The organism is Wylensekiella montiformis (assembly GCF_009697385.1).
Classification (GTDB): Bacteria; Bacillota; Negativicutes; order Selenomonadales; family Selenomonadaceae; genus Selenomonas_A; species Selenomonas_A montiformis.
The window spans coordinates 62,641-83,399 of sequence record NZ_VUNL01000013.1; the positions used below are offsets into that span (position 1 = coordinate 62,641).

Annotated in this window: 23 protein-coding genes and 1 other annotated feature; of the genes, 2 read left to right on the plus strand and 21 right to left on the minus strand. The window is 51.0% G+C overall.

The window, feature by feature from the left end; translation table 11 throughout:
- Window positions 1-355: 355 nt before the first annotated feature.
- Window positions 356-700, plus strand: a complete 345-nt coding sequence (locus FYJ78_RS10895) for a helix-turn-helix domain containing protein (RefSeq protein ID WP_154621410.1) — start codon at window positions 356-358, stop codon at window positions 698-700.
- Window positions 701-1,039: 339 nt separating this feature from the next.
- Here the strand turns inward: FYJ78_RS10895 and FYJ78_RS12840 are convergent, their stop codons facing one another.
- The 3 genes from FYJ78_RS12840 to FYJ78_RS12850 all read right to left on the minus strand — a co-directional run bounded on the left by FYJ78_RS12840 (window position 1,040) and on the right by FYJ78_RS12850 (window position 2,401).
- Window positions 1,040-1,450 carry a group II intron maturase-specific domain-containing protein gene (locus FYJ78_RS12840; protein WP_206671399.1) on the minus strand — a complete coding sequence of 137 codons (411 nt, stop codon included), beginning with the start codon at window positions 1,448-1,450 and terminating at the stop codon, window positions 1,040-1,042.
- 40 nt (window positions 1,451-1,490) lie between these two features.
- Complete coding sequence (locus FYJ78_RS13180) at window positions 1,491-1,787, minus strand: reverse transcriptase domain-containing protein (RefSeq protein WP_408014458.1); 297 nt, start codon at window positions 1,785-1,787, stop codon at window positions 1,491-1,493.
- Window positions 1,788-2,146: 359 nt separating this feature from the next.
- Window positions 2,147-2,401 (minus strand): transposase, encoded by a 255-nt coding sequence (locus FYJ78_RS12850; protein ID WP_206671401.1) that lies wholly within the window; start codon window positions 2,399-2,401, stop codon window positions 2,147-2,149.
- 254 nt (window positions 2,402-2,655) lie between these two features.
- On the opposite strand from FYJ78_RS12850, the gene FYJ78_RS10910 reads away from it, so the two are divergent.
- On the plus strand, window positions 2,656-4,704 hold the full coding sequence (locus FYJ78_RS10910) for a molybdopterin-containing oxidoreductase family protein (protein WP_154621411.1): 2,049 nt from the start codon (window positions 2,656-2,658) through the stop codon (window positions 4,702-4,704).
- Window positions 4,705-4,822: 118 nt separating this feature from the next.
- Here FYJ78_RS10910 and FYJ78_RS10915 read toward each other — a convergent pair whose 3' ends face one another.
- From FYJ78_RS10915 to pheS, 18 genes are all read right to left on the minus strand, one after another.
- Window positions 4,823-5,575: an exodeoxyribonuclease III gene (locus FYJ78_RS10915; RefSeq protein WP_154621412.1), complete on the minus strand. Its 753-nt coding sequence runs from the start codon at window positions 5,573-5,575 to the stop codon at window positions 4,823-4,825.
- Window positions 5,576-5,593: 18 nt separating this feature from the next.
- Entirely contained in the window at window positions 5,594-6,115 is a 522-nt protein-coding gene (lepB, locus tag FYJ78_RS10920) for a signal peptidase I (protein ID WP_154621413.1), read from the minus strand.
- A gap of 67 nt (window positions 6,116-6,182) precedes the next feature.
- A complete protein-coding gene (gene rplS, locus FYJ78_RS10925) occupies window positions 6,183-6,524 on the minus strand; it encodes a 50S ribosomal protein L19 (RefSeq protein WP_154621414.1) in 342 nt (113 codons plus the stop codon).
- A 173-nt stretch (window positions 6,525-6,697) separates the two neighbouring features.
- The gene (gene aroB, locus FYJ78_RS10930) at window positions 6,698-7,786 is read right to left on the minus strand and encodes a 3-dehydroquinate synthase (protein WP_154621415.1); all 1,089 of its coding nucleotides are present in this window, start codon (window positions 7,784-7,786) and stop codon (window positions 6,698-6,700) included.
- A complete protein-coding gene (locus FYJ78_RS10935) occupies window positions 7,779-8,309 on the minus strand; it encodes a shikimate kinase (RefSeq protein ID WP_154621416.1) in 531 nt (176 codons plus the stop codon). Before FYJ78_RS10935 ends, aroB begins: the two co-directional genes overlap by 8 nt.
- A gap of 3 nt (window positions 8,310-8,312) precedes the next feature.
- A complete protein-coding gene (aroC, locus tag FYJ78_RS10940) occupies window positions 8,313-9,473 on the minus strand; it encodes a chorismate synthase (RefSeq protein WP_154621417.1) in 1,161 nt (386 codons plus the stop codon).
- 116 nt (window positions 9,474-9,589) lie between these two features.
- Window positions 9,590-10,186, minus strand: a complete 597-nt coding sequence (locus FYJ78_RS10945; RefSeq protein WP_154621418.1) for a type 4a pilus biogenesis protein PilO — start codon at window positions 10,184-10,186, stop codon at window positions 9,590-9,592.
- Between the two features lie 82 nt (window positions 10,187-10,268).
- Window positions 10,269-11,540: a PilN domain-containing protein gene (locus FYJ78_RS10950; protein WP_154621419.1), complete on the minus strand. Its 1,272-nt coding sequence runs from the start codon at window positions 11,538-11,540 to the stop codon at window positions 10,269-10,271.
- Window positions 11,500-11,880, minus strand: coding sequence for a hypothetical protein (locus FYJ78_RS10955; protein ID WP_195847950.1), 381 nt, complete (start codon window positions 11,878-11,880; stop codon window positions 11,500-11,502). The genes FYJ78_RS10950 and FYJ78_RS10955 overlap by 41 nt, the downstream gene beginning before the upstream one ends.
- Window positions 11,881-11,944: 64 nt before the next feature.
- Window positions 11,945-12,487: a PilW family protein gene (locus FYJ78_RS10960; protein WP_154621421.1), complete on the minus strand. Its 543-nt coding sequence runs from the start codon at window positions 12,485-12,487 to the stop codon at window positions 11,945-11,947.
- Complete coding sequence (locus FYJ78_RS10965; protein WP_195847951.1) at window positions 12,462-12,884, minus strand: hypothetical protein; 423 nt, start codon at window positions 12,882-12,884, stop codon at window positions 12,462-12,464. The genes FYJ78_RS10960 and FYJ78_RS10965 overlap by 26 nt, the downstream gene beginning before the upstream one ends.
- Window positions 12,881-13,393: a pilus assembly FimT family protein gene (locus FYJ78_RS10970; protein WP_154621423.1), complete on the minus strand. Its 513-nt coding sequence runs from the start codon at window positions 13,391-13,393 to the stop codon at window positions 12,881-12,883. The genes FYJ78_RS10965 and FYJ78_RS10970 overlap by 4 nt, the downstream gene beginning before the upstream one ends.
- 47 nt (window positions 13,394-13,440) lie before the next feature.
- Window positions 13,441-13,983 carry a prepilin peptidase gene (locus FYJ78_RS10975; RefSeq protein ID WP_195847952.1) on the minus strand — a complete coding sequence of 181 codons (543 nt, stop codon included), beginning with the start codon at window positions 13,981-13,983 and terminating at the stop codon, window positions 13,441-13,443.
- A 50-nt stretch (window positions 13,984-14,033) separates the two neighbouring features.
- The gene (locus FYJ78_RS10980; RefSeq protein WP_154621425.1) at window positions 14,034-14,438 is read right to left on the minus strand and encodes a type IV pilin protein; all 405 of its coding nucleotides are present in this window, start codon (window positions 14,436-14,438) and stop codon (window positions 14,034-14,036) included.
- 213 nt (window positions 14,439-14,651) lie between these two features.
- The gene (locus tag FYJ78_RS10985) at window positions 14,652-16,364 is read right to left on the minus strand and encodes a methyl-accepting chemotaxis protein (protein ID WP_235900021.1); all 1,713 of its coding nucleotides are present in this window, start codon (window positions 16,362-16,364) and stop codon (window positions 14,652-14,654) included.
- A gap of 205 nt (window positions 16,365-16,569) precedes the next feature.
- Window positions 16,570-16,830, minus strand: coding sequence for a cell division protein ZapA (locus FYJ78_RS10990; protein ID WP_154621427.1), 261 nt, complete (start codon window positions 16,828-16,830; stop codon window positions 16,570-16,572).
- 12 nt (window positions 16,831-16,842) lie between these two features.
- A complete protein-coding gene (gene pheT, locus FYJ78_RS10995) occupies window positions 16,843-19,278 on the minus strand; it encodes a phenylalanine--tRNA ligase subunit beta (RefSeq protein WP_154621428.1) in 2,436 nt (811 codons plus the stop codon).
- 18 nt (window positions 19,279-19,296) lie between these two features.
- A complete protein-coding gene (gene pheS, locus FYJ78_RS11000) occupies window positions 19,297-20,325 on the minus strand; it encodes a phenylalanine--tRNA ligase subunit alpha (protein ID WP_154621429.1) in 1,029 nt (342 codons plus the stop codon).
- Window positions 20,326-20,375: 50 nt separating this feature from the next.
- Window positions 20,376-20,569, minus strand: a binding site (T-box leader).
- Between the last annotated feature and the right edge of the window lie 190 nt (window positions 20,570-20,759).

Below are 20,759 nucleotides of genomic sequence, written 5' to 3' on the forward strand. Positions count from 1 at the left end.
TTGTCTTATATTGTTGATACAAACACACTTTCCCCTTTTGAAACGCCTAAGGGGGTTCAAAAAAGTGTATTCGTGTGCGAGTACCGAGAAGCCTTGCTACGACTAAGTTCCGAGCCTTTTGTGATACGCCTCAGGGCAATGCCCAAGAGCATACCTTATTTATTTGCAACCTCTATGAACTCACATAATAATCATTCTACCATAAAATAAGAAGGGAATACAAGAAAATTGGCACGGGACTTTGCCCGCGCTTGTAGGTTTACAATAGATGTGAGACTGGAGGGATATACAAAAGCGACCGAATCCCGTAGAATATTGGTTGCAACAAACTTCTACAAAAGGAGACCCGATCGCCATGTCTATCATACCACATCAGAAGCGTTATTTGCCACATGAAATGGGGACGCGCATTCACGCCGTCACCCTCTATCGCTCAGCCAAGGATATCGAGTTCGTCTGTCGTCGCTATAAAATTTCAAAAGCATCCCTCATGCGCTGGAACAAGCGTTATGATGGTACGCCAGAATCTCTCGCTGACCGATCGCATCGCCCCCATACCGTACATCCCAGAGCACATACCAACGAAGAAATCATGTGGGTATTGAACCTTGTCCGTCGAAACCCCGACATAACCCCCTGCGAACTCTACGGAAAGCTCAGGCTAAACACGGATTTATCTGCACTTCTACTCATTGGATGATCTGAACCTGCAGATGCGCCATTACATCTATGGGAATGCCTCATAATTGATAACTTTTATCGATCTCACATCATTGACAAACCTACATCACAGATATCCAGATAATCTGAAATAAATATTGGCAAAACAGCCTGTTTTGCTTTAGAATGATTGGTGGTTAAAGTTTTCATGTGGTATGTAAATTTTACCATCGAGTAGGAGCTTGACCATTAATTGACCAGCCGACCTCTCACACCACCGTGCGTACCGTTCGGTACACGGCGGTTCTCTAGTTTTCACATACTTGCTCGTAATAGCTCGTCAGGCTTATATAGCCTTGGCGGGCTATTTCTTTATTTGTCAGGATATGAAGAGCAGCATTAATGCTGCTCTCCATATCCCTTTTTGGCAATCGGCCAGCTCGTGTACTTTCCAATCCGGCAGATTATATTGCCTTATCATCCGGCACCGTGTCTTGACCTTCTTCCATTGTTTCCAATAGATTGCCCGTATTCTACGCCGGATCCATTCATCCATCTTCATCAGCAACTTCTTCATATCCGCCAGTTTGAAGTAATTCACCCATCCTTTAACAAATCGTTTTGGGATAAGCGGTCTTTCTTCGTTGCTTATCGCCTTGTTTCGGTTCGTTATCGCCCGCAGGCGGTTCTTCATCTTGGCAAGAGATTTCTTATGTACCTTGAACTGGCATTTCCCTTTGTAACGGTAAAAGCCGTACCCCAGATACTTCACTTTCGAGATATGTGCCACACTGGTCTTTTCCCGGTTCACTTTGAGAAACAGTTTCTTTTCAAAGAATTTCTATCAGCTTGCTTTGGCATACTGTATCAAAGAACTTTTCCAAGTCCATATCGACTACATAGACATACCCTTCGTCGGCATATCGCTGACAGGTTTTCAGCGCGTCATGGGCTCCTCGTTTTGGCCGAAAGCAAAAACTTGTTTCTGAGAACTGCGGTTCGTAAATTGGCGTGAGTATCTGCGCTATGGCCTGCTGTATCACGCGGTCTACGACCGTTGGATTTAGCCTAATGTGGTTTCTGTTCGTCAGGCCAGAGATTTGCCTGCACCTTCCTTCAGATTCCACCTCGCGGTGGGCACCCTTGATGTTCGGCTATTACCTTCCCGCTACCGGGTAGTCTTGGAACTTTCACCCATTAGAGTACGCCCATGCCGGGCGCACATACAGAAAAATTGACACACCCAGCCTTCCCGAAAACTGGTGTGAAGAACTTAACAAGTAACCATCAAGTGCTGTGATGAAATGAGAAAGCATTTTATCCACAGCACCTTTTTGTTGTACAAATTTATATTTTATACCATTGTAGTCTAAAAAAGGACACAATGCCCCTTGCCCCATAGAACAGCTTGTTATCTGTTTATGCGGCTAATTTTATGCGATTGATTTTATTATGGTACTTATGCCATCCTCGTCAATCTTGAAATTTACGGTGCGAAAAGGATCATCCCTATACTTTTGTCCGTGCTTTCCTTTTTGAACATGGGAAATTTCATATATTTCTCCATGCCTTTTTGCTCACAGTAAATGTAGTTATTGTATGAACCATAGCCGGCATCGGCAACGAGGTATTTCGGATAGAATCCATAAATTTTATGAAACTGCTCGATTAAAGGAACGAAACAGTCCATGTCGGAACGGTAGTGATTAACATCTGCCACCGCAATATATTCGTCTGCCACGCCAAACTGAACGTTGTAGGCAGGGCGCAGCTTATACAGGTGGCTTAGGTCGACATGCTGCTCGGCAAATATTTTTTGTTGATATCGCTGAACAATTCTTCCACTGACGGTTTTAGTATTTCATTGATAAAATAGTCGAAAGTACGGTAGGACGATGTTTTGTGTTCCATGAGATACATGAACCTCTCGCAATCTCTCGTTTCTTACCGTATAATGGAGGAAACAACCCGATTCAAACAATGCGGAGGTATCGTATGGAAATCCGAAAATCTGTCTGCCCTTATGATTGCCCGGACTGCTGCGGTCTGCTCATCGGGATGGAAAACGGACGCGCAGTCAAAGTGGCCGGTGATCCAGATCACCCTTTTACCCGCGGCACACTCTGCCCCAAAATGGCACACTACGAACGCACGGTTTATTCGCCGCTGCGCATTCTGACGCCTCTGCGCCGCACAGGAAAAAAAGGGGAAGGCCGCTTTATGCCCATCTCCTGGGAAGAAGCGATTTCTTTGATCACGGAACAATGGAAAAACATCATCCGAACCAATGGGGCAGAATCCATTCTCCCTTATTCTTATGCGGGATCCATGGGAACCATCCAATACAGCGCCGGTCATGCGTTTTTTTATGATCTTGGCGCTGCAAGTCTGGAGCGAACGATTTGTGCCCCGGCAAAAGCATGCGGCTATCAGGATGTCATGGGACAGACGCTTCCCACCGATCCGCAGGAAGCGCAAAAAAGCGACTGTATCATTCTCTGGAGCATCAGCATGCTCGCGACAAACATCCATTTCAAGCATGACATCGACATCGCCCGCGCCCACGGCGCGAAAGTGTATTGCATCGATACCTATCGCACGCGCACCGCTGACTATGCCGATCATTTCATCAGAATCCGTCCGGGTACAGATGGAGCGCTTGCACTCGGCATGATGCACGTCATCCGCCGCGACGGACTGGCAGATAACGCGTTTATCGCTCAACATGTACAAGGCTGGGAGCGTCTTTGCGATAAAATCCTGCCTCATTACACACTGGGCAAAACAGCGGACATTACGGGAGTTTCCGCCGCCACGATCGAGGAACTGGCGCATGCGTACGCCACCGCCCATGCTCCGTTCATCCGCCTTGGCAGCGGTCAGTCACGCTATGGCAACGGCGCTATGACTTCACGACTCATCACCTGCCTTCCCGCCAGCGTCGGCGCCTACGCAAAACCCGGCGGCGGCCTTTTGACCTCAGCCTCAGGCAGCCATGCCCTGGACAAGTCCATTATCCGCCGTCCTGACAAGGAAAAGCCCGGCATCCGCCATATCAATATGTGTGAACTCGGGCGTGTACTGAACCAAAAAGATCCCGCCTCCCTCATCAAAAGTCTCTATGTATATTCGTCCAATCCAGCCTGTACCGCACCAGACCAGATGCAGGTTTTAAGGGGACTGGCCCGCGAGGACCTTTTTACGGTCGTTCACGAACGCTTTTTGACCGATACGGCACGCTATGCAGATATTGTTCTGCCCGCCACGACCTCGCTGGAACACAGCGATTTATATTATTCCTATGGACAATATGTTCTGGAACGAAGCACTGCCGTAATCGCTCCAATCGGTGAAAGCAAATCCAACTGGCAGGTCTTTTCCCTTCTGGCAAAAGCGATGAACCTGCCGGATTCTTTCTACAATCAGACCGAAGAAGAACTCATCACCGCCTTGATCGAGAGCACCGGCCGCTTCTGGCCGCTTCCGATCGACAAGAAGAAGCTCAGCGCCGGCATTCCCGTTCCCCTGCCCTTGCCTCCAGACTATAAATTAGACTTCCGTACACCATCCGGCAAAATCGAAATCGAGAATCCCCGCTGCCAGCCCTCCCTTCCCGATTATTTCCCTCCGCACATGAATCAGGATCCCGAATCCTTTTCTTTCGTCAATTCTCCCGACGCGAGGATTCTTGACAGTTCGTTTAACGAACGCAACGACCTCCTGCGCCGTCACACCATGGAGCTGATGATGCACCCGTCCGATGCCCGCCGTTTGCAATTCATCGACGGGCAGCAGGTACAGGCCAGCAACGCGCAGGGCAGAGCCACATTTACCCTGCGCATCACAGATCGAACCGCTCCCGGCGTTCTGGTTTCCGAAGGTGTCTGGTGGAAAAAACATACCGCAGACGGCAATACAAACCGCCTCACAACCATGCGCCTTACAGACCAAGGCGGCGGAAGTACCTTTTACGATGTCAGAATCAACATCGAATCCGCAGAAAAGCAGCGGCAAAAAACCGCCGAAAAAAATACCATCCTCTGATCAAATATCGTATCATCCGTTACAGATTCAAAGGCAAAATAACGTTACACTTATGGTACAGTACACAAAAAGACGGAAAACGCACCTCACCGGGTGTGTTCTCCGTCTTTTTTCTGTTTTACAGCAATTCCAATCCTACCGGACAATGGTCACTGCCGAATATTTCATTATGGATCGTTGCATCCTTAATTCGACCCCTTAGCCGTTCCGAAGCGACAAAGTAATCGATGCGCCAGCCGGCATTGGTATTCCTCGCTTTTCGCAGATAGGACCACCAGGTATAGATTCCAGTCCGTTCCGGATAGAGTGTCCGGAACGTATCGATAAATCCCGCTTCCAGCAGTTCGGTAAATTTGCCGCGTTCCTCATCGGTAAAGCCGGCATTATGATGATTGGTTTTCGGGTTTTTCAGATCGATTTCCTGATGTGCCACATTGAGATCACCACAGACAACGACCGGCTTCTGTGCATCCAGCCTCTGCAAATAAGCACGAAAGGCATCTTCCCAGCCCATTCGGTAAGACAGACGCTCCAAGCCCCGCTGCGCGTTCGGCGTATAAACCGTAACCAGATACAACTCTTCAAACTCCAACGTAATGACGCGGCCTTCATGATCGTATTCCTCGGCACCAATCCCATAACTCACTTGCTGCGGCTCGATGCGGGTAAATACAGCTGTGCCCGAATAACCTTTCTTTTCCGCACTGTTCCAGAATTGCCTGTATCCCGGCAATTCCAGAATCGCCTGATCCGGCTGCATCTTCGTTTCCTGCAGGCAGAACACATCGGCATCCAAACGGCAGAACGACTCCATAAACCCTTTTTTCAAGCAGGCGCGAAGCCCATTGACATTCCAAGAAATCATTTTCATCAGCAAATCCCCACTTGGTTACGGAAGCGTTTTGAGCTGGCTGACCGGCCAGAACACCAGCATGGCTTTCCCCTTGATCAGATCAAGCGGAACAAAGCCGACATCGGCAAAACGGCTGTCTTCGGAATTATTGCGGTTATCTCCCATGACAAAAATTGTCCCTTTGGGTACTGTGGATTTTGGATATTCACTCTTCGTTTTTTCCAGAATATAGTCTTCATTGAGCAGCTGATCATTTACAAAGACCCTGCCATCCTTGATTTCTACCGTATCGCCAGCTGTTGCAATAACACGTTTAATAAAATCGCGCCGAGGATCACGAGGATACTGAAATACCAGAATCTCCCCTTTCTTCGGCTCGCGTATTTTGTAGACAAATTTATTGACAATCAGTCTTTCCTGCGACTGCAGCGTAGGCCGCATGGACGGGCCGTCTACGATATAAAGCTCAACAATGAACTGACGGATAAAGAATGCCAGTACTACGGCTACGACAATCGAGACAATCCAATCCTTGGCTTCTTCCCCTAATGATCCCATTGAGATTTCCTCCTCATACTTGAATAAAATAGGGACTGCCAAAAAGCAGTCCCTATCGTTGCGCCAATCAACGCTTCTCTTTGATACGAGCAGCTTTACCCGTAAGATTACGCAGATAATAGAGTTTTGCCCGGCGCACTACGCCCTTGCGGAGCACGTCGATCTTCTCAATGCGCGGAGAATGTACCGGAAACATACGCTCAACGCCTACGCCATAAGAAATACGACGAACCGTGAAAGTCTCCCGTACGCCCTCGCCCTGACGGCCGAGCACGATTCCTTCAAACATCTGGATACGCTCACGGGAACCCTCGACAATCTTCGCATGAACGCGAACCGTATCTCCGGGACCGAAATCAGGGATGTCTGAGCGGAGCTGTTCTTTCTCCAAAGTTTCGATGATGTTCATTACTTTTTCCTCCTTATTCCAGACGTTCATGGCAAGCATCCGTTGTACAAAAGTACACCACTCGCTCAGAGGACCGTCCACATACGAATGTTAGTTTACCATAAAAGGAGCAGGGTTTCAACCATTCCGATAAAATTTTTCTCACTCTTTATTTTTTATTTTGTCGCGGCAAATCATTGGCTGATACGAGCAGCCATCGCCTGACGAACGACATCTTCCGGTACATCATCCCGGCAGATCACCGAGCCGATTCCAGTCATAAGCACCCAGTTCACTTTACCGCCTACCGTTTTTTTATCATGAAAAATATCGTGATACATGGCATCCACGTCGCAGCCATCCGCCAGCAGCGGCAGATGCATCCTCTCCACTAAATCGATCAGGCGCTGCTTAACCGATTCAGAAATCAGCCCCATCCGGCAGCTGATATCCGCAGCCCCGATCATGCCGATTGCCACGGCTTCGCCATGATTATAGCGTACATAACCGGTTTCTCTTTCAATAGCATGCGCCATAGTATGTCCGAAATTCAGGATCCGGCGCAAACCGGCCTCCTGCTCATCCTGACTGACCACATCCGCTTTGATTTCACAGGATCTCGCTATCATATGCGTCGCCGCATCCGGTTCCAAATTCAGCACGGCCTGCCGGTTCTGTTCCAAAAAAGAAAAAAAGTCCGGATCGTAAATCACGCCATACTTGATGATTTCCCCCATCCCCGTAGCGATTTCGCGTTTCGGCAACGTCCGCATCAGGCTGAGATCCATAAATACCGCTTTCGGCTGATAAAAGGAACCGATCAGATTTTTCCCCAGCGCATGATTGACCGCCACCTTTCCGCCAACACTCGAATCCACCTGTGCCAGCAGACTGGTCGGCAGTTGGATAAACGGGACGCCGCGCATATAGGTGGCGGCAACGAAGCCAGTCAGATCGCCAACCACACCGCCCCCTAGAGCAAAAATCGGCGACCTGCGGTCCAACCCCAGTTCAATCGCCTTGGTATAAAGAGATTCTGCCACAGCCAAACACTTCGACCGTTCTCCGGCAGGAATTTCGGCCAGTTCTACACATAATCCCGCCTCCTGCAACAGGGATTTGATCTGCTGCCCATATAGCGGACCGACATTACTGTCCGTAACCAACAAAGCTTTTCGGGAAAAGTCTGCCGCAGCGATAAAGCGCTGCAGCTCTTCCCCTAATCCGCTGCCGATCACGATATGATAACTTTTTTCCCCTAAGTCCACCTTTACTTTACGCATGAAGCATCCCTCTCGATTTCAAATACCGCAGGATCGTTTCCACGACCTGAAGCGGAGATAATTCACTGGTATCTACGGTAAAATCCGCCTGTTTATACAGTGCCTCCCTCTCATTCATCAGCTTTTCGATGGCTTCGCGGCGATCTCCCTGATCCGCCCGATCAAGCACCGGTCGCTGTCCGCGCCGGACAGTACGTTCCAGAACAGCGTCAGTGGAAGCGCTCAGGCAGATGATGACGCCGTCCCGATGCAGCATGGCAACATTCTCAGGATCTTTAACCGTACCGCCTCCTGTTGATATCACGGCGTTGCGCCGTGCGGAGAGACGTCGGACCAGCTGTTTTTCACGGCTGCGAAAAAAGGATTCCCCCTTTTTCTCAAACATAGCAGGAATACTCATGCCCGTTTCTTCTTCAATGCGCTGATCCATATCGATAAAAGCCGCACCAAGCCGGGCGGCCAGCATCCGCCCGGTACTGGTTTTTCCCGTGCCCATGAAGCCAATGAGTACGATGTTCTTCATGGTTCACCAATCCCTTCCGATCCGTTCTCTATATTGACGTACCGCAGCTTTCACATCCGTCATCGCATCCGAGCCGAACTTGTCGCAGACCGCCTCGGCAAAAACAAAGGCGGTCATAGCCTCGCCGACCACAGAAGCTGCCGGCACGGCACAGGTATCACTGCGCTCCTTGCAGGCCAGAACGGCCTGCCGGCTTTCAATGTCAATGGAATGAAGCGGCGTCATCAGGGTAGGAATCGGCTTCATGGCTGCCCGGACGATCACATCCTCTCCATTTGTCATGCCGCCCTCCAGTCCGCCAGCACGATTGGTCCTGCGATATACCTGTCCAGACTCATCCAAAAAGATTTCGTCATGAATCCGGCTTCCCGGCAGATTTGCGCACTGAAAGCCAGCACCGATTTCCACGCCCTTAATGGCCTGAATCGACATCATAGCTCCAGCCAGCTTCGCATCCAAACGGCGGTCCCACTGAATGTGACTGCCCAGGCCAGCAGGAGCGCCGTGCACGACGACTTCAAAGATACCGCCCAGGGTATCTCCCGCTTTTTTCGCTTCATCGATTTTTTTCTTCATATTTTGCTCAGCCACCGGATCCAAACAATTAAGTTCAGACGAATTATTCCGGCCCGGCTGACGGGATTCTGCTTTGTTTTCCGCAACAGACACACCGCCAATATTCAAAACCTGCGACGTAATCGAAATCCCCAATGCCCGAAGAAATTCCTTGCATACAGCGCCTACCGCCACACGCATCGTTGTCTCCCGCGCACTGGAACGCTCGAGAATATCGCGCACATCCCGACGGTCATATTTTTTGACGCCAGTCAGATCCGCATGTCCCGGGCGGGCGGCTGTAACCTTCGGACCCGATGGTTCGCCAAAGGCAGCCATGCGATCCGTCCAATTGGAAAAATCCTTATTCACCACTTGTAACGTAATCGGCCCGCCAATGGTTTCCCCAAAACGGACACCGGAAATAACGTCCACCCGGTCCGTTTCGATTTTCATTCGTCCGCCGCGCCCATATCCCTGCTGACGACGGGCCAGATCCTCATTGATGGCCTCCAGATTCAAAGCAAGACCTGCAGGAAGTCCCTCTAATATTGCTGTCAAGCAAGGGCCGTGCGACTCACCTGCTGTCATAAACCGCAAGATACTCATAACAGGATACCCCTCTCATCGTTTCAAGTTTCTTTATTCTAATAGTTTACGGTATTGCTTGCTATAAATCAAGTCCATCAATAAGCACTTCCTGTCCTTGCATAGAAAACAAGCCACTAGCTATCCCCCGATGCATCAGCCGGCAGGGAAAAAACAGACAGATTCACCGTACAATCCAGTCCATCATGATCTCCGTGAACAGCAACCCGGTCTATTCGAATAAATCGCTCACCATCCCCTGCCTCACGCAAAAAAGAGAGCAGATCGAAATAACCGCAGCGAAAGCGCACTTTTATGGGCAAGGCGCAAGTTTCTCCCTTTTGGAACGTCTGCCCGGGTTCCACCTGTTCCAGTTCCACATGATTCCGCCGGGCTGTATATTCCAACAAGCCGAGGAATCTCCCTTGCTCCATCTCATCCGGCAACGCTCTATCGGCGCGTTCCTGCTGACCGGACAATTCTTTCTGATAACCGGAAAAATCCAAATGTGCATGTTGATAATTCTCTACAGCCACGATCTGCTCCATCGCCTGTTCTGCTTCCAGCTCCATCTTCTGTCGTCCCGTTGACAAAGGTTCATGAACCAGCCAGTACCAACCTGTCACCATCATGGCACACACCAGAGCAGACAACTTCAGCCAGGATCTCCCCGTCAGATGTCCCCCTTTCTTTATCAGCCATGCCTCAAAATGATCGATTTGCTCTCGCCGCACAGGCAGCCCCCCTTCCTTTTTATTGACACCGATAGATTCAATCGTCTTCCTGCGCCTTTATCGAAACAAAGCTTCCGTACCATCAAAGTTGCAGCATCATACGAAAGCAAATCTCCTGCCGTGCTCCGGCCTCCTGCTGCATCTCCGACTGATCCAGAACAGGCCCCTGCGGGAAAAATTCTGTATCCCGTTCAAAGCGCTGAACGAAATCAGAAAGCGCACCATAACTGACCGCACGCCCTTTCAGCACGATATTTTGCCCATCCTGCATCTCCATCTGTTCCAGCCATATCCCTTCTGTTGTCATAGTACCGAAATGAACTAAAATGCCGTACCAGGGAATATTGCCGGCTGACAGGGCGACCAAACATCTTTCCTTGCGCTCCGTCTCTCTTCGGACGCGTTCCAGCATCTCCATCTGTCTCTGTTCCATAGAAAGATGGCCCAGCTGAGTCTGCGCATCTATCTTATACCGCCCCGCTTCATATAACTTCCAGGAATCCCATCCGGTCATCAGACACAAAAACAAAAAGGTCCCCCCGAAAAGGGCCGCGGCCAAACGGCGATAATTCCAGCGTTCAGGGATTCGTTCAGGAGCTATCAGCCGCAGCCGCCGCCATTTCTCATCCCGTTCTCCCATAAGAAATGCCGCCACGGCCAGAGCGGCCTCCCGACCAGCCTGCTCAGACAGAAGCGGCATATCGGGTTCCGTGCAGAAAAAATCCGCCATCCATTCTGCCCAATCCTCCGAATCCGGTGGAGGAACACAAAGGATTTCCTTCAAGGGCAGTTCTGCGTCATGAAAGGCTGAGGCCATACCTTCCACAAAATCCCGGCCGACTGCTGCAATCCAGACACCGCGATCCGCGGAAAGCGGATGACAAACCGTACAGGTCTGTTCGATCTGTACGCCTTCCCGGGCCAGCTTGTCGTCCAGCTCCCAATAAGCCGCCTCGCGCTGCTCCATCTCATCCATTCCCGGCGGCAGCGTGATAAGATACTCTCTTCGCATCGACGCAGGAACCATCGCCACAACCGGGATCCCATCCCATCCCTGCTTGGCGATTTCTATCGCACATCGCTCAGCCTGTCCCGATGGCTCAGTGTCTGCATCAGGATCTGTCTGCCAGAACACTGGTGTTTCCGCATGCCATTTCCCTTCTTCCTCGGCATGCAAGCGAATCAGGCAGCAGGCGCCATCCGCGCTCATGCCCGCTCCCAGCACATCATCCTGTTCTTCGCGAAACAGACCAACCGCTTTCTTCCCCCACTGTTTCAGGAATCTGCCGTCCATATATTCCAGCCAGCGTTTCTCACGGTGCCCATCCCTGCCATCGATAATGGTTTCCTTCATGCTTCATGACCCCTTTTGCAAATTTGTATCGCTCCCATCCGGACGTTTCATCCTGATAAGCATACGCGACAATATAAAGATATGGACTGCAGCGCACCAAAGTCAGCCTAAGGGAGCAATCTGCCCATTCCGGACGGCATACCTCCGAAATGGGGGTCGGTTCTTTTTCCGTCAGTCCATCGGCCAGGTCCGCCTGTGCTGCAATCCGGCAGGCTTCTTGTTCCACCAGACTCTCCGCAGCCAGGCGAAGCTCCATCTCCCGCCGATAGTCTTCGCCTTCCTGCGCCCCCTGCCGGATGACATACAGCAGACCGGTACCCATCAGCATAACCAGCATCATAAGACAAAGGACGAATACGCCAATTATCCCCTGTTCTCCCTGCCGATTCTTCCTCCTGCTTCTGTCAGGGAATATCATCCGGTAAATATACAGCTGTATGCAGAGAATACACATGACCTGTCACCTCGCTTTTCCCCTCCAGTCTTATCTCATACAGTCCTCTTTTTTCCGCGACCGGCCGGCAGAAAAAATCCGTAATGGTTACACCGGCCAAAGCATGATCGCCGGTCATCGGCGCAAAAGCATCATTCTGAACCAGCTTGACGCGGCCATAATCATTCAAATAATACTTCGTTTCCGTTGTACTGTCTTCATTTTTCTTCGAAAAGGCCGTTTTACGGTGATAGATCTTCACGCCGCGTTTATACGTCATGGGTTCCGCCCGGCGGGCGGTCAGCATATCCTCTGTCACACGATCCAGTGCCTGCCGGACCTCCTGTTGAAGTTCTTCATCGGCCAAATGGTACCGATAAGCTTTCCAACTGTTTGCCATCATCATCCCCGCCACTGCCAGCAGAAGAATCAGAACAGGAAGCGCCGCGACTGCCTCCAACAGGACAAATCCACCCTGTCCGTCCCGTTTACATCCTCTTCGACTCCTGTCCATGCCTGCCAATCAGCCTCCTGAATCGCTGTTCCCCGGAAAAACCTGATTTCTCCCATTGAACCACAACCACAACGGACACCATTCCAGTAGAATCCCGAGAGCCCGTCTCTGCCCGCACCCGATAAATTCCGCCATTCTGCCGCAAGGAATCCGGACTGCCCAGCCACGGCTGCACAGAAGAAGCAGAAAAACTCTCCTCATTCTGTTCCATCCATTGAAGGCGGGAAAACTCCTCCCGTGCCAAATAAAGCGCCGTAGTCCGCGCAGCATCGGCACACCGCAGTGCTGCAGCCTGACGATAAAACAGAAGGCAACCCGTCATAGCCAGCAGCATCAGGCTGATCCCTAACGTCTCCAACAGGATATATCCCTGCTCGTTGTTTTTTTCCTGTTTCACCATTTTCCTCCCCGCTCAATACGCAGCCGTCCGCTCCGATTAATCCGAATCCACCGCTGTTCCTCCGGATGCCCGCGGACCATCAGGACAATCGTCCCCATCATCCCCTTGCTCGTCAATCCGCTGTTCCAGCGGAAGGAAAATTCAGAATCACCTCCGGCATTTGGCCAGCTCATCTTTATCATCGGCATAAGCTTATGCGAGAAGCGCTTCGAATATTTCAACGTGCCGCCTTTTGCCCAGATATCATAGCTATCTGCATTCAGATTAATAAACACCTTCTGAATCCATACCGAGTTTTGCCCATATCCATAAGCCGGCTCATTGCATTGACGACTCATAGACCGGATACGGCGCAGATCAGCCAGCAGATGCTCGGTCTCATATTCCAGTGCCGCCTGTCGATAAAACCGCAGCACAGAAGGAGCAGCCATCGCACTCAGGATGCCAAGAATCATGATGACCACCATCAGCTCAGCCAGAATAAATCCGGATATCCGTCTTTCCAATTTCTTTCTATCCCTCCGCTTGCTTCTCCGGCATCATCTCATCAGCTTTATAACAAATAAGCCGCGTACCATTGCCAGCACTGACGCCCCCATAAAAAGGCAGCATAGCCGCCGATCGCCAGAAACGGTCCAAACGCCATGGAATCCTTCCAGCACATGCGGCTTGTACAAAGCAGCAATGCTATGGTACCGCCCAGCAAAAAAGCCAGGGCCAAAGCCGGAATCACCGCCTGCCATCCCAGCCAAAGCCCCAGGGCGGCGCCCATTTTTACATCGCCAAGGCCCAGTCCGCCGCGGCTCGCCAGACGAAGAAAAAAGAGACTTCCACCGCTTATGATCCCTCCTGCCGCGGCCTCGCTCCAGTCCAGACTTCCCCATCCCCAGCAGAAGACAGACGCAACAGCAAGGACAGCAGTCAGACGGTCAGGAAGCAGGCCGCACCGCAGATCGGTAAGCGCCAGCAAAATCAGCACCAGAGCCAGCCCCCCGCTGACAGCCAGCTCGGCACCGTACCGGCCAGACAGCATGGCCGCAAAAAGAGCCGCTGTTTCCAGCAAAAAAATCTCCACGCATTCCTTACGCCGCAGCATCTGGAAAGGCTCCTTTCTTCTTGCCTGATGCTCCGGCATGCTTCCCGCATTCATCGGCCAAAATCCCCGGCAGGGTGGCCACCGCATACAGCCCGGCAGCCATCCTGCGAAGGAAGCAGCGTTTTACTGTCTTTTTGAAGAAGATAACTTGTTTCATGAAGTTCCGTCACGGATCCGTCTTTCAAACGACATTTTCCCTGCGGTGGTTTTAAGTTCTGAAGATCGGCGACATACCCGGAAAGATCACTGATCGACTCCGGTACTTTTCCTGTTTCCGTCTGATATACAGCAATCGCTGTATCCAGTGTCGTAAGATCAGCCATAACCTTGGCTGTGTTCGCTGAAACAACCGCGGACTGAAACTTCGGTACGGCGATTGATGCCACAATCCCGATGATCATGACAGCGATCAATACCCCTAAAAGAGAAAAACCTTCCTGCCCTGCACGTTTCATAACTTCTCCTCCTTTTAAAAACATAACCGGAAAATGTCCTTTTCTGTAAGACATCGTTTTAATTTTCTCGTAATTTTTCTCATTTCCTTCTGACTTTTAAAATTTTTCTCATATTTTATGTTACAACATTACAAAATGCGGGACCGGAATTTCACTTCCGGTCCCGCAGGACTGATGTTATCGTATGCAATGGTTTCTCATTAACAGGTCTGTTCAAAATTTAAAATGCTGCAGGGAATTTTGAAGGGCCTGTGCCAAATTGGCCAAAGAGGTGCTGGCATCGGCAATTTCCGTAGCAGAAGCAGACTGCTCTTCCGAAGCCGCCGATACGCTTTCCATCTCCGTGGCAATCGTCCGTCCTTTATCCAAAACACCGCCGGACTTCGTCCGCACAAGGTCAGTCTCTCCGGACACGGCCCGGATATCGTCGCTCATGGCCTTAGCCTGTTCAGCGACGCCGACGGCCGCTTCACGGATATGATCAAACGTAGCGCGCAGCTGTTCCACAGAAGCCGTGCCCTCACGAACGGCCTGGCTCCCCTCCTGCATCGAACGCACCGCTTCCGCCGTGTCGTTTTGAATCCCGGTGATCAAACCGGTGATACGCTGCGCCGCTTCCTGCGATTCTTCCGCCAGCTTGCGCACTTCATCTGCCACGACAGCAAAGCCGCGTCCATGCTCACCGGCACGGGCTGCTTCAATCGCTGCATTCAAGGCAAGAAGATTCGTCTGCTCGGCAATCGTTGAAATATCCTCGACAATCTGCCCGATTTCCTGCGAACTCTGGCCCAGCTTGTCCACTGTCGCCGCCGACCCATTGACGATGCGCGACACGCTTTCAATCTGATCCACAGCAGATTTTACCGATTCGCTGCCGCTTACCGCCGCATCATGCGTGACCGCAGCATGCTCCGATACGCGTTTGGCCGTCTCGCTCAAATGACGAACCGACTCCGCCGTCTTATCGATGGAATCAATGGTGTCTCCGACATCCTGCTGCTGCTCCGCAACAGCGCCTGCAGCTTTGGTCACAGACTGTGCCACCTGTTCTGACGCTTGTGCCGACTGCGCCGCACTGGCCGTGAGCTCCTCAGAAGACGCAGCCAGCTGCTCCGCCGATGTGCTGGTACTGCGCATCAGTTTATGGAGTTCCTGACGTACCGAAGCCACCTGATCCGCCATCTCGCCGAACTCGTCTCCGCGGTCAATCTCACGGGCATGATCGCTGAAATCTCCTGCCTTGAGACGGCCGAGCGCAGCCATCATCTTCTGCATCGGATTGGTAATTTCCTTGGTAATCCATACACAGGCACCAATCATAATCATCAGGGTAACGAGCAGCTGAATCACCATATTGCGGATGGCCGTTGCAGCCGCTTCTTCATTCTCATTGTTGGTTTCTCCCGCGCCCTGGCTTTCCAGCTGCGCCAATTTTCCTAAATCCTTGCCCAGATCAGCAGCCAGCTTGGCACCGCCCTTTTCATAAACAGCCAATGCTTCTGCCCCCTGGCCCTGTTCAGAAAATGCTACGACCTGATCGAGATTCTGGCGCAGTGCTTTCCAGTCCTGCTCCACGATTTCCATCGCGCTGTCCGTAGCCTCATCGTCATACGGGATATCATTATATGCCTTGATATTGTCTTCCACTGTCTTTACGGCATCCTCATATTTCCCGCGCAATTCCTTCATGCGCTGCGGCTGATCCTTGACCGTGGTCATGGTGACGGCCATTCCCTGCGCATAACGCACCCCGTAGCGCGCCTGCCCAACATAATCCAACCCCTTGACCGAATATTCATACATCTCATCCATACCGGTCTTCGCCTTTTGAATGGCTGAATATCCATACCAGCCAATGCAGCTCATACCAATCACCGCAATGACAGCCAGAATCAGAAGTTTGTACGCCACTCGTAAATTGTTCATCCAAGACATAACTTCCACTCCTTTTATCTCTTCCATAAAATCCTTACAACAAGATATCCCCTAAGATATCTCCTATAATATTGATATCTCCTATGATTCCCCGTCTTTATATATTGATATTCGCGCATCACAAAAAAACTCCTTCCATTTTAATAAAAAAAATGAAGTAATCATTTTTATTGATTACTTCATTGGATATATCTTTTTATTTTTCATCCATAAGCTCGACCAGTTCATCATAATCTGCCCGCAGATCCTGATACTCTTCCGCGATCTGTAAAGCAGTCAGCACCGCAATTTTTCGATCGTCAAAGCTGCGGACTGAACGGGCCATCTGTTTCATTTTTCGGTCCACCTCGGCGGCAAGTTTCTCCAAGCGATCCGGATTGTCGGTTTTGAGCGGATAGCTATTGCCGTAGATTTCTACGACGATGCGCTGAGCTTCCCGTTTTCTTTCTTTATCCATCTTCGTTCACCTTTATGCACGCAGCTCTGCCCGGAATTGCGTTTTGACTGCTTCCAGTATGCTTTGGAACCCGGCATCTGCTTCCTCATCCGTCAACGTCTTGTCGGACGACTGGAACTGCAGATTAAAGGCCAGACTCTTTTTCCCCGCTGCAACATGCTCGCCGGTATAAACATCAAACAAGGTTACCCCCTTGAAATAAGCTCCCCCATTTCGAGCGATAACGGCTTCAATGTCAGATGCAGCCGCATCCTCGTCCACCACAATGGCAAGGTCACGCGCAATGGCCGGATATTTCGGCAGTGACTTATAATGGAAGTTCTTGGCCGTGTATTTCATCAGTGTCTCCACATCCATCTCGAAAAGGTACACCTTCTGCTTGATGCCAAAGTTAGCGGCGACAGCCGGATGCAATTCTCCCACCGTAGCGATTACCTCGCGGCCCTTCTTGAAGAGGGCCGTCTTGCCCGGATGCATAGCAAAGTGCTCGCCGGCCTCAACCGTGCAGCCGGAAATCGACAAAGCCCGGAAGAGTTCCTCGACGATGCCCTTCATATCGTAAAAATCCACCATCTCGTTGCTCTGATTCCAGCCCACCGGATGGCGGCGGCCTGTGATCAGACCAGCCAGCCTGATCACCTCATCCGGCTGCTCCGTGACCGGCAGCGCCTTCGGATAAAATACCGGTGCCACATCAAAAATCCGGATATCCGTATTCTTGCGGGAGAAATTGCGGACGGCATTTTCCATAATACTCGTAAGCAGACTCGTACGAACCAGCGGATATTCATCGGTCAGCGGGTTCATGATCGGGATAGCCCGGCGTAGTTTGCTGTCAGACGGAACGCACATTTTATCCAGCATATCCGTATTGGTGAAGCTGAAAGACAACTCCTCCGTCATGCCAAGGCCAGCCAGCACATGCTTAATACGGTCAATAAAATTCCGGCGCAGGCTCTGACGGCCCTGCATCATGCGTCCAAACGGTGTGGTTGACGGAATGTTATCAAAGCCGTAAATACGGGAAATCTCTTCCGAAAGATCTTCCATATAGGTACAGTCATTGCGCCAGGACGGAACCACTGCCTGATAAGCGCCGGATGCCGTCTCACGGACGCCAAACCCGAGACGTTCAAGAATATCGATCATTTTGCTGCCCGGCAGCTGTGTCCCGAGACGGCGGTTGATCTCGTCCACAGTAAAATCAATCCTGACCTGCGGTTTTGGCGCCGGATAAACATCGACGACCCCCTTCGTTACCGTACAAGCCCCCATGTCCTGCAAGAGCTGACATGCCCGATCCAGAGCGCGCGGCGTATTGGATACATCCACTCCGCGCTCAAAGCGGCCGGACGCTTCCGAATGAAGGCCGCAGGCCCGCGAGGTACGGCGTATATTGGGCCCGTTAAAGGAAGCCGCTTCAAGAACCACCGTTGTGGTCTTTTCCGTCACTTCCGTCTCCAGTCCGCCCATAATTCCAGCCAATCCAGCGGGCTTTTCCTCATCGGCAATGACGAGCTCCGTACCTTTCGCCACACGGGAAGAATCATCCAGCGTATGAAGGTTTTCCCCGGCTTCCGCCACGCGCGCCGTCAGATGATGGCCTTTGATTTCATCGTAATCATACGCATGCATCGGCTGGCCGAGCTCAATCATGACAAAATTCGTAACATCAACTACATTATTAATGGAACGGATACCTGCCCCCTCCAGACGCTGCTGCATCCATTCCGGAGATGGACCGATCTTTACATTGCGGATCACGCGGGCTGAAAAGCGATTACACAGCTCCGTGGCTTCAATGTCAACTTTGATCAGATCCGCCGCCGCGGCTTCATCGTCTTCCCGGACTTGAATATCCGGATAATGCGGTACATTTCCCGTGAGGACCGCTGCTTCGCGGACCAATCCCAAAACGCTGAAACAATCGCCGCGATTTGCCGTAAGCTCAAATTCCAAAACGACATCATCAAGCCCCAGAACATCCTTGGCCGGTACTCCCACCGGCGTATCCGGCGGCAAAATGTAAATGCCGTTCTTCTGCTCATCCGTCAGCTTCGTAAGATCCATATGAAGCTCTTCTGCCGAGCACAGCATGCCGTTCGACGGAAGGCCGCGCAGCTTTCCCTTCTTTATGTGAAGCCCGTTCGGCAAATGAGCGCCAATCATGGCCACGGGAACAATCTGTCCTTCGCGGACATTCTGTGCGCCCGTAATGATCTGGATACACTCCCCCGCTCCAACATTCATTTGACAGATTTGAAGATGGTCGGAATCCGGATGCGGTTCGATCTGCTCGATTTTCCCCGTTACCACCTTATCCAGCCCTGCATCGGCACGGATGACATTTTCCACCGACACACCAGCCATAGTATATTTATCCGCAAGCTCTTCCGCCGTCTCATTGAAATTGATATAATCGTTCAGCCATTTAATGGATACCTGCATGGTTCAACCCCCTTATTTTCAGAACTGGCTCAGGAAGCGTATGTCATTATCATAGAACAGACGCAAATCATCGATGCCGTAAGACAGCATGGCAATGCGCTCTACTCCCAAACCAAAAGCAAACCCGCTGACTTTTTTCGGATCATAACCGCTCATTTCCAAAACATGCGGATGTACCATCCCGGCACCGAGTATCTCCAGCCAGCCGGTTCCTTTGCATACCCTGCAGCCCTTGCCATGACACATAACGCAGGAAATATCTACCTCTGCCGACGGCTCGGTAAAAGGAAAGAAACTTGGGCGGAAACGAACGCCGACGTTTTCATTGAAAATTTGATGCAGGAAAAGTTCCAGTGTTCCTTTGAGATCTGCCAGACTGATTCCTTTATCGATGACCAGTCCTTCCACCTGCGTAAACATGGGGGAATGCGTCGCATCATATTCATCGCGGCGATAAACACGTCCGGGAGCAATCATCCGAATCGGAGCGTTCGGCTCATTCCCCTGCATCGTGCGCGCCTGAACCGGCGAGGTCTGGGAACGCATGAGAATCTCATCGGTGATGTAAAAGGAATCCTGCATATCACGCGCCGGATGATCCTTGGGCAAGTTTAGCGCCTCAAAATTGAAATAATCGCGCTCAATCTCCGGCCCTTCTTCTACACTGAACCCCATATGGACAAAAATGTCCTTGATGCGTTCCAGCGTCAGCGTCAGCGGATGCAGATGTCCCATCGGTACGTTGCGCCCCGGCAGCGTCACATCAATTTTCTCACCGGCGATCTTATCGGCAAGGGCCTGGGCCTTAAGTTCCTTATTCTTTTCAGCAATGAGTTCTTCAATCTGCGCTTTGGCCTCGTTGATGATTTTGCCGACCTTCGGCCGATCCTCTTTGGCCAACGCTCCCATGCTGCGAAGGATCGACGTAAACTCGCCTTTTTTCCCCAGGAACCGGATGCGAATATCATCGAGTTCGCTGAGACTCGATGCCTTCTGCTGAATCAGTTCAGCAGCCTGCTCCCTGAGCTTTGCAATCTTCTCTTCCATCAATAAACCTCCTGACACAAAAAAACCTTCGTCCCCGCACAGACTCGTGCATGAGGGGCGAAGGTAAATATCCGCGGTACCACCCTGATTTATCGCTCAAACGCTTTAACGCAGCTGCTGCGTCCGGCATTTCCTCCGGAGACTCCAAAGCGAACGTTCAGCTCGCCGCACCATCTCCTTCCCACCAACCGGAGACTCTCTATAGATGCTTTGCCAGCCTACTCTTCTTCTTCATCGTCACATTACATCCAAGTGTAACATAGATACAAGCATTTTGCAAATTGGTGCTATGTCAAAAATGCTCAATGTGTAGGTTTACAATAGATGTGAGACTGGAGGGATATACAAAAGCGACCGAATCCCGTAGAATATTGGTTGCAACAAACTTCTACAAAAGGAGACCCGATCGCCATGTCTATCATACCACATCAGAA

Bases quoted from the DNA above. Each gene is read 5' to 3' on its own strand.
- FYJ78_RS10895 (WP_154621410.1), top strand. From the start codon at position 356: ATGTCTATCATACCACATCAGAAGCGTTATTTGCCACATGAAATGGGG.
- FYJ78_RS10960 (WP_154621421.1), bottom strand. From the start codon at position 12,487: ATGGACAGGAGTCGAAGAGGATGTAAACGGGACGGACAGGGTGGATTT.
- FYJ78_RS10985 (WP_235900021.1), bottom strand. From the start codon at position 16,364: ATGAACAATTTACGAGTGGCGTACAAACTTCTGATTCTGGCTGTCATT.
- FYJ78_RS10910 (WP_154621411.1), top strand. From the start codon at position 2,656: ATGGAAATCCGAAAATCTGTCTGCCCTTATGATTGCCCGGACTGCTGC.
- aroC (WP_154621417.1), bottom strand. From the start codon at position 9,473: ATGAGTATCTTGCGGTTTATGACAGCAGGTGAGTCGCACGGCCCTTGC.
- FYJ78_RS10955 (WP_195847950.1), bottom strand. From the start codon at position 11,880: ATGATGCTGGTTATGCTGATGGGTACCGGTCTGCTGTATGTCATCCGG.
- pheT (WP_154621428.1), bottom strand. From the start codon at position 19,278: ATGCAGGTATCCATTAAATGGCTGAACGATTATATCAATTTCAATGAG.
- rplS (WP_154621414.1), bottom strand. From the start codon at position 6,524: ATGAACATCATCGAAACTTTGGAGAAAGAACAGCTCCGCTCAGACATC.
- FYJ78_RS10980 (WP_154621425.1), bottom strand. From the start codon at position 14,438: ATGAAACGTGCAGGGCAGGAAGGTTTTTCTCTTTTAGGGGTATTGATC.
- FYJ78_RS10975 (WP_195847952.1), bottom strand. From the start codon at position 13,983: ATGCTGCGGCGTAAGGAATGCGTGGAGATTTTTTTGCTGGAAACAGCG.
- FYJ78_RS10990 (WP_154621427.1), bottom strand. From the start codon at position 16,830: ATGGATAAAGAAAGAAAACGGGAAGCTCAGCGCATCGTCGTAGAAATC.
- FYJ78_RS10950 (WP_154621419.1), bottom strand. From the start codon at position 11,540: ATGAAGGAAACCATTATCGATGGCAGGGATGGGCACCGTGAGAAACGC.
- FYJ78_RS10935 (WP_154621416.1), bottom strand. From the start codon at position 8,309: ATGAAGAACATCGTACTCATTGGCTTCATGGGCACGGGAAAAACCAGT.
- pheS (WP_154621429.1), bottom strand. From the start codon at position 20,325: ATGGAAGAGAAGATTGCAAAGCTCAGGGAGCAGGCTGCTGAACTGATT.
- lepB (WP_154621413.1), bottom strand. From the start codon at position 6,115: ATGGGATCATTAGGGGAAGAAGCCAAGGATTGGATTGTCTCGATTGTC.
- aroB (WP_154621415.1), bottom strand. From the start codon at position 7,786: ATGCGTAAAGTAAAGGTGGACTTAGGGGAAAAAAGTTATCATATCGTG.
- FYJ78_RS10915 (WP_154621412.1), bottom strand. From the start codon at position 5,575: ATGAAAATGATTTCTTGGAATGTCAATGGGCTTCGCGCCTGCTTGAAA.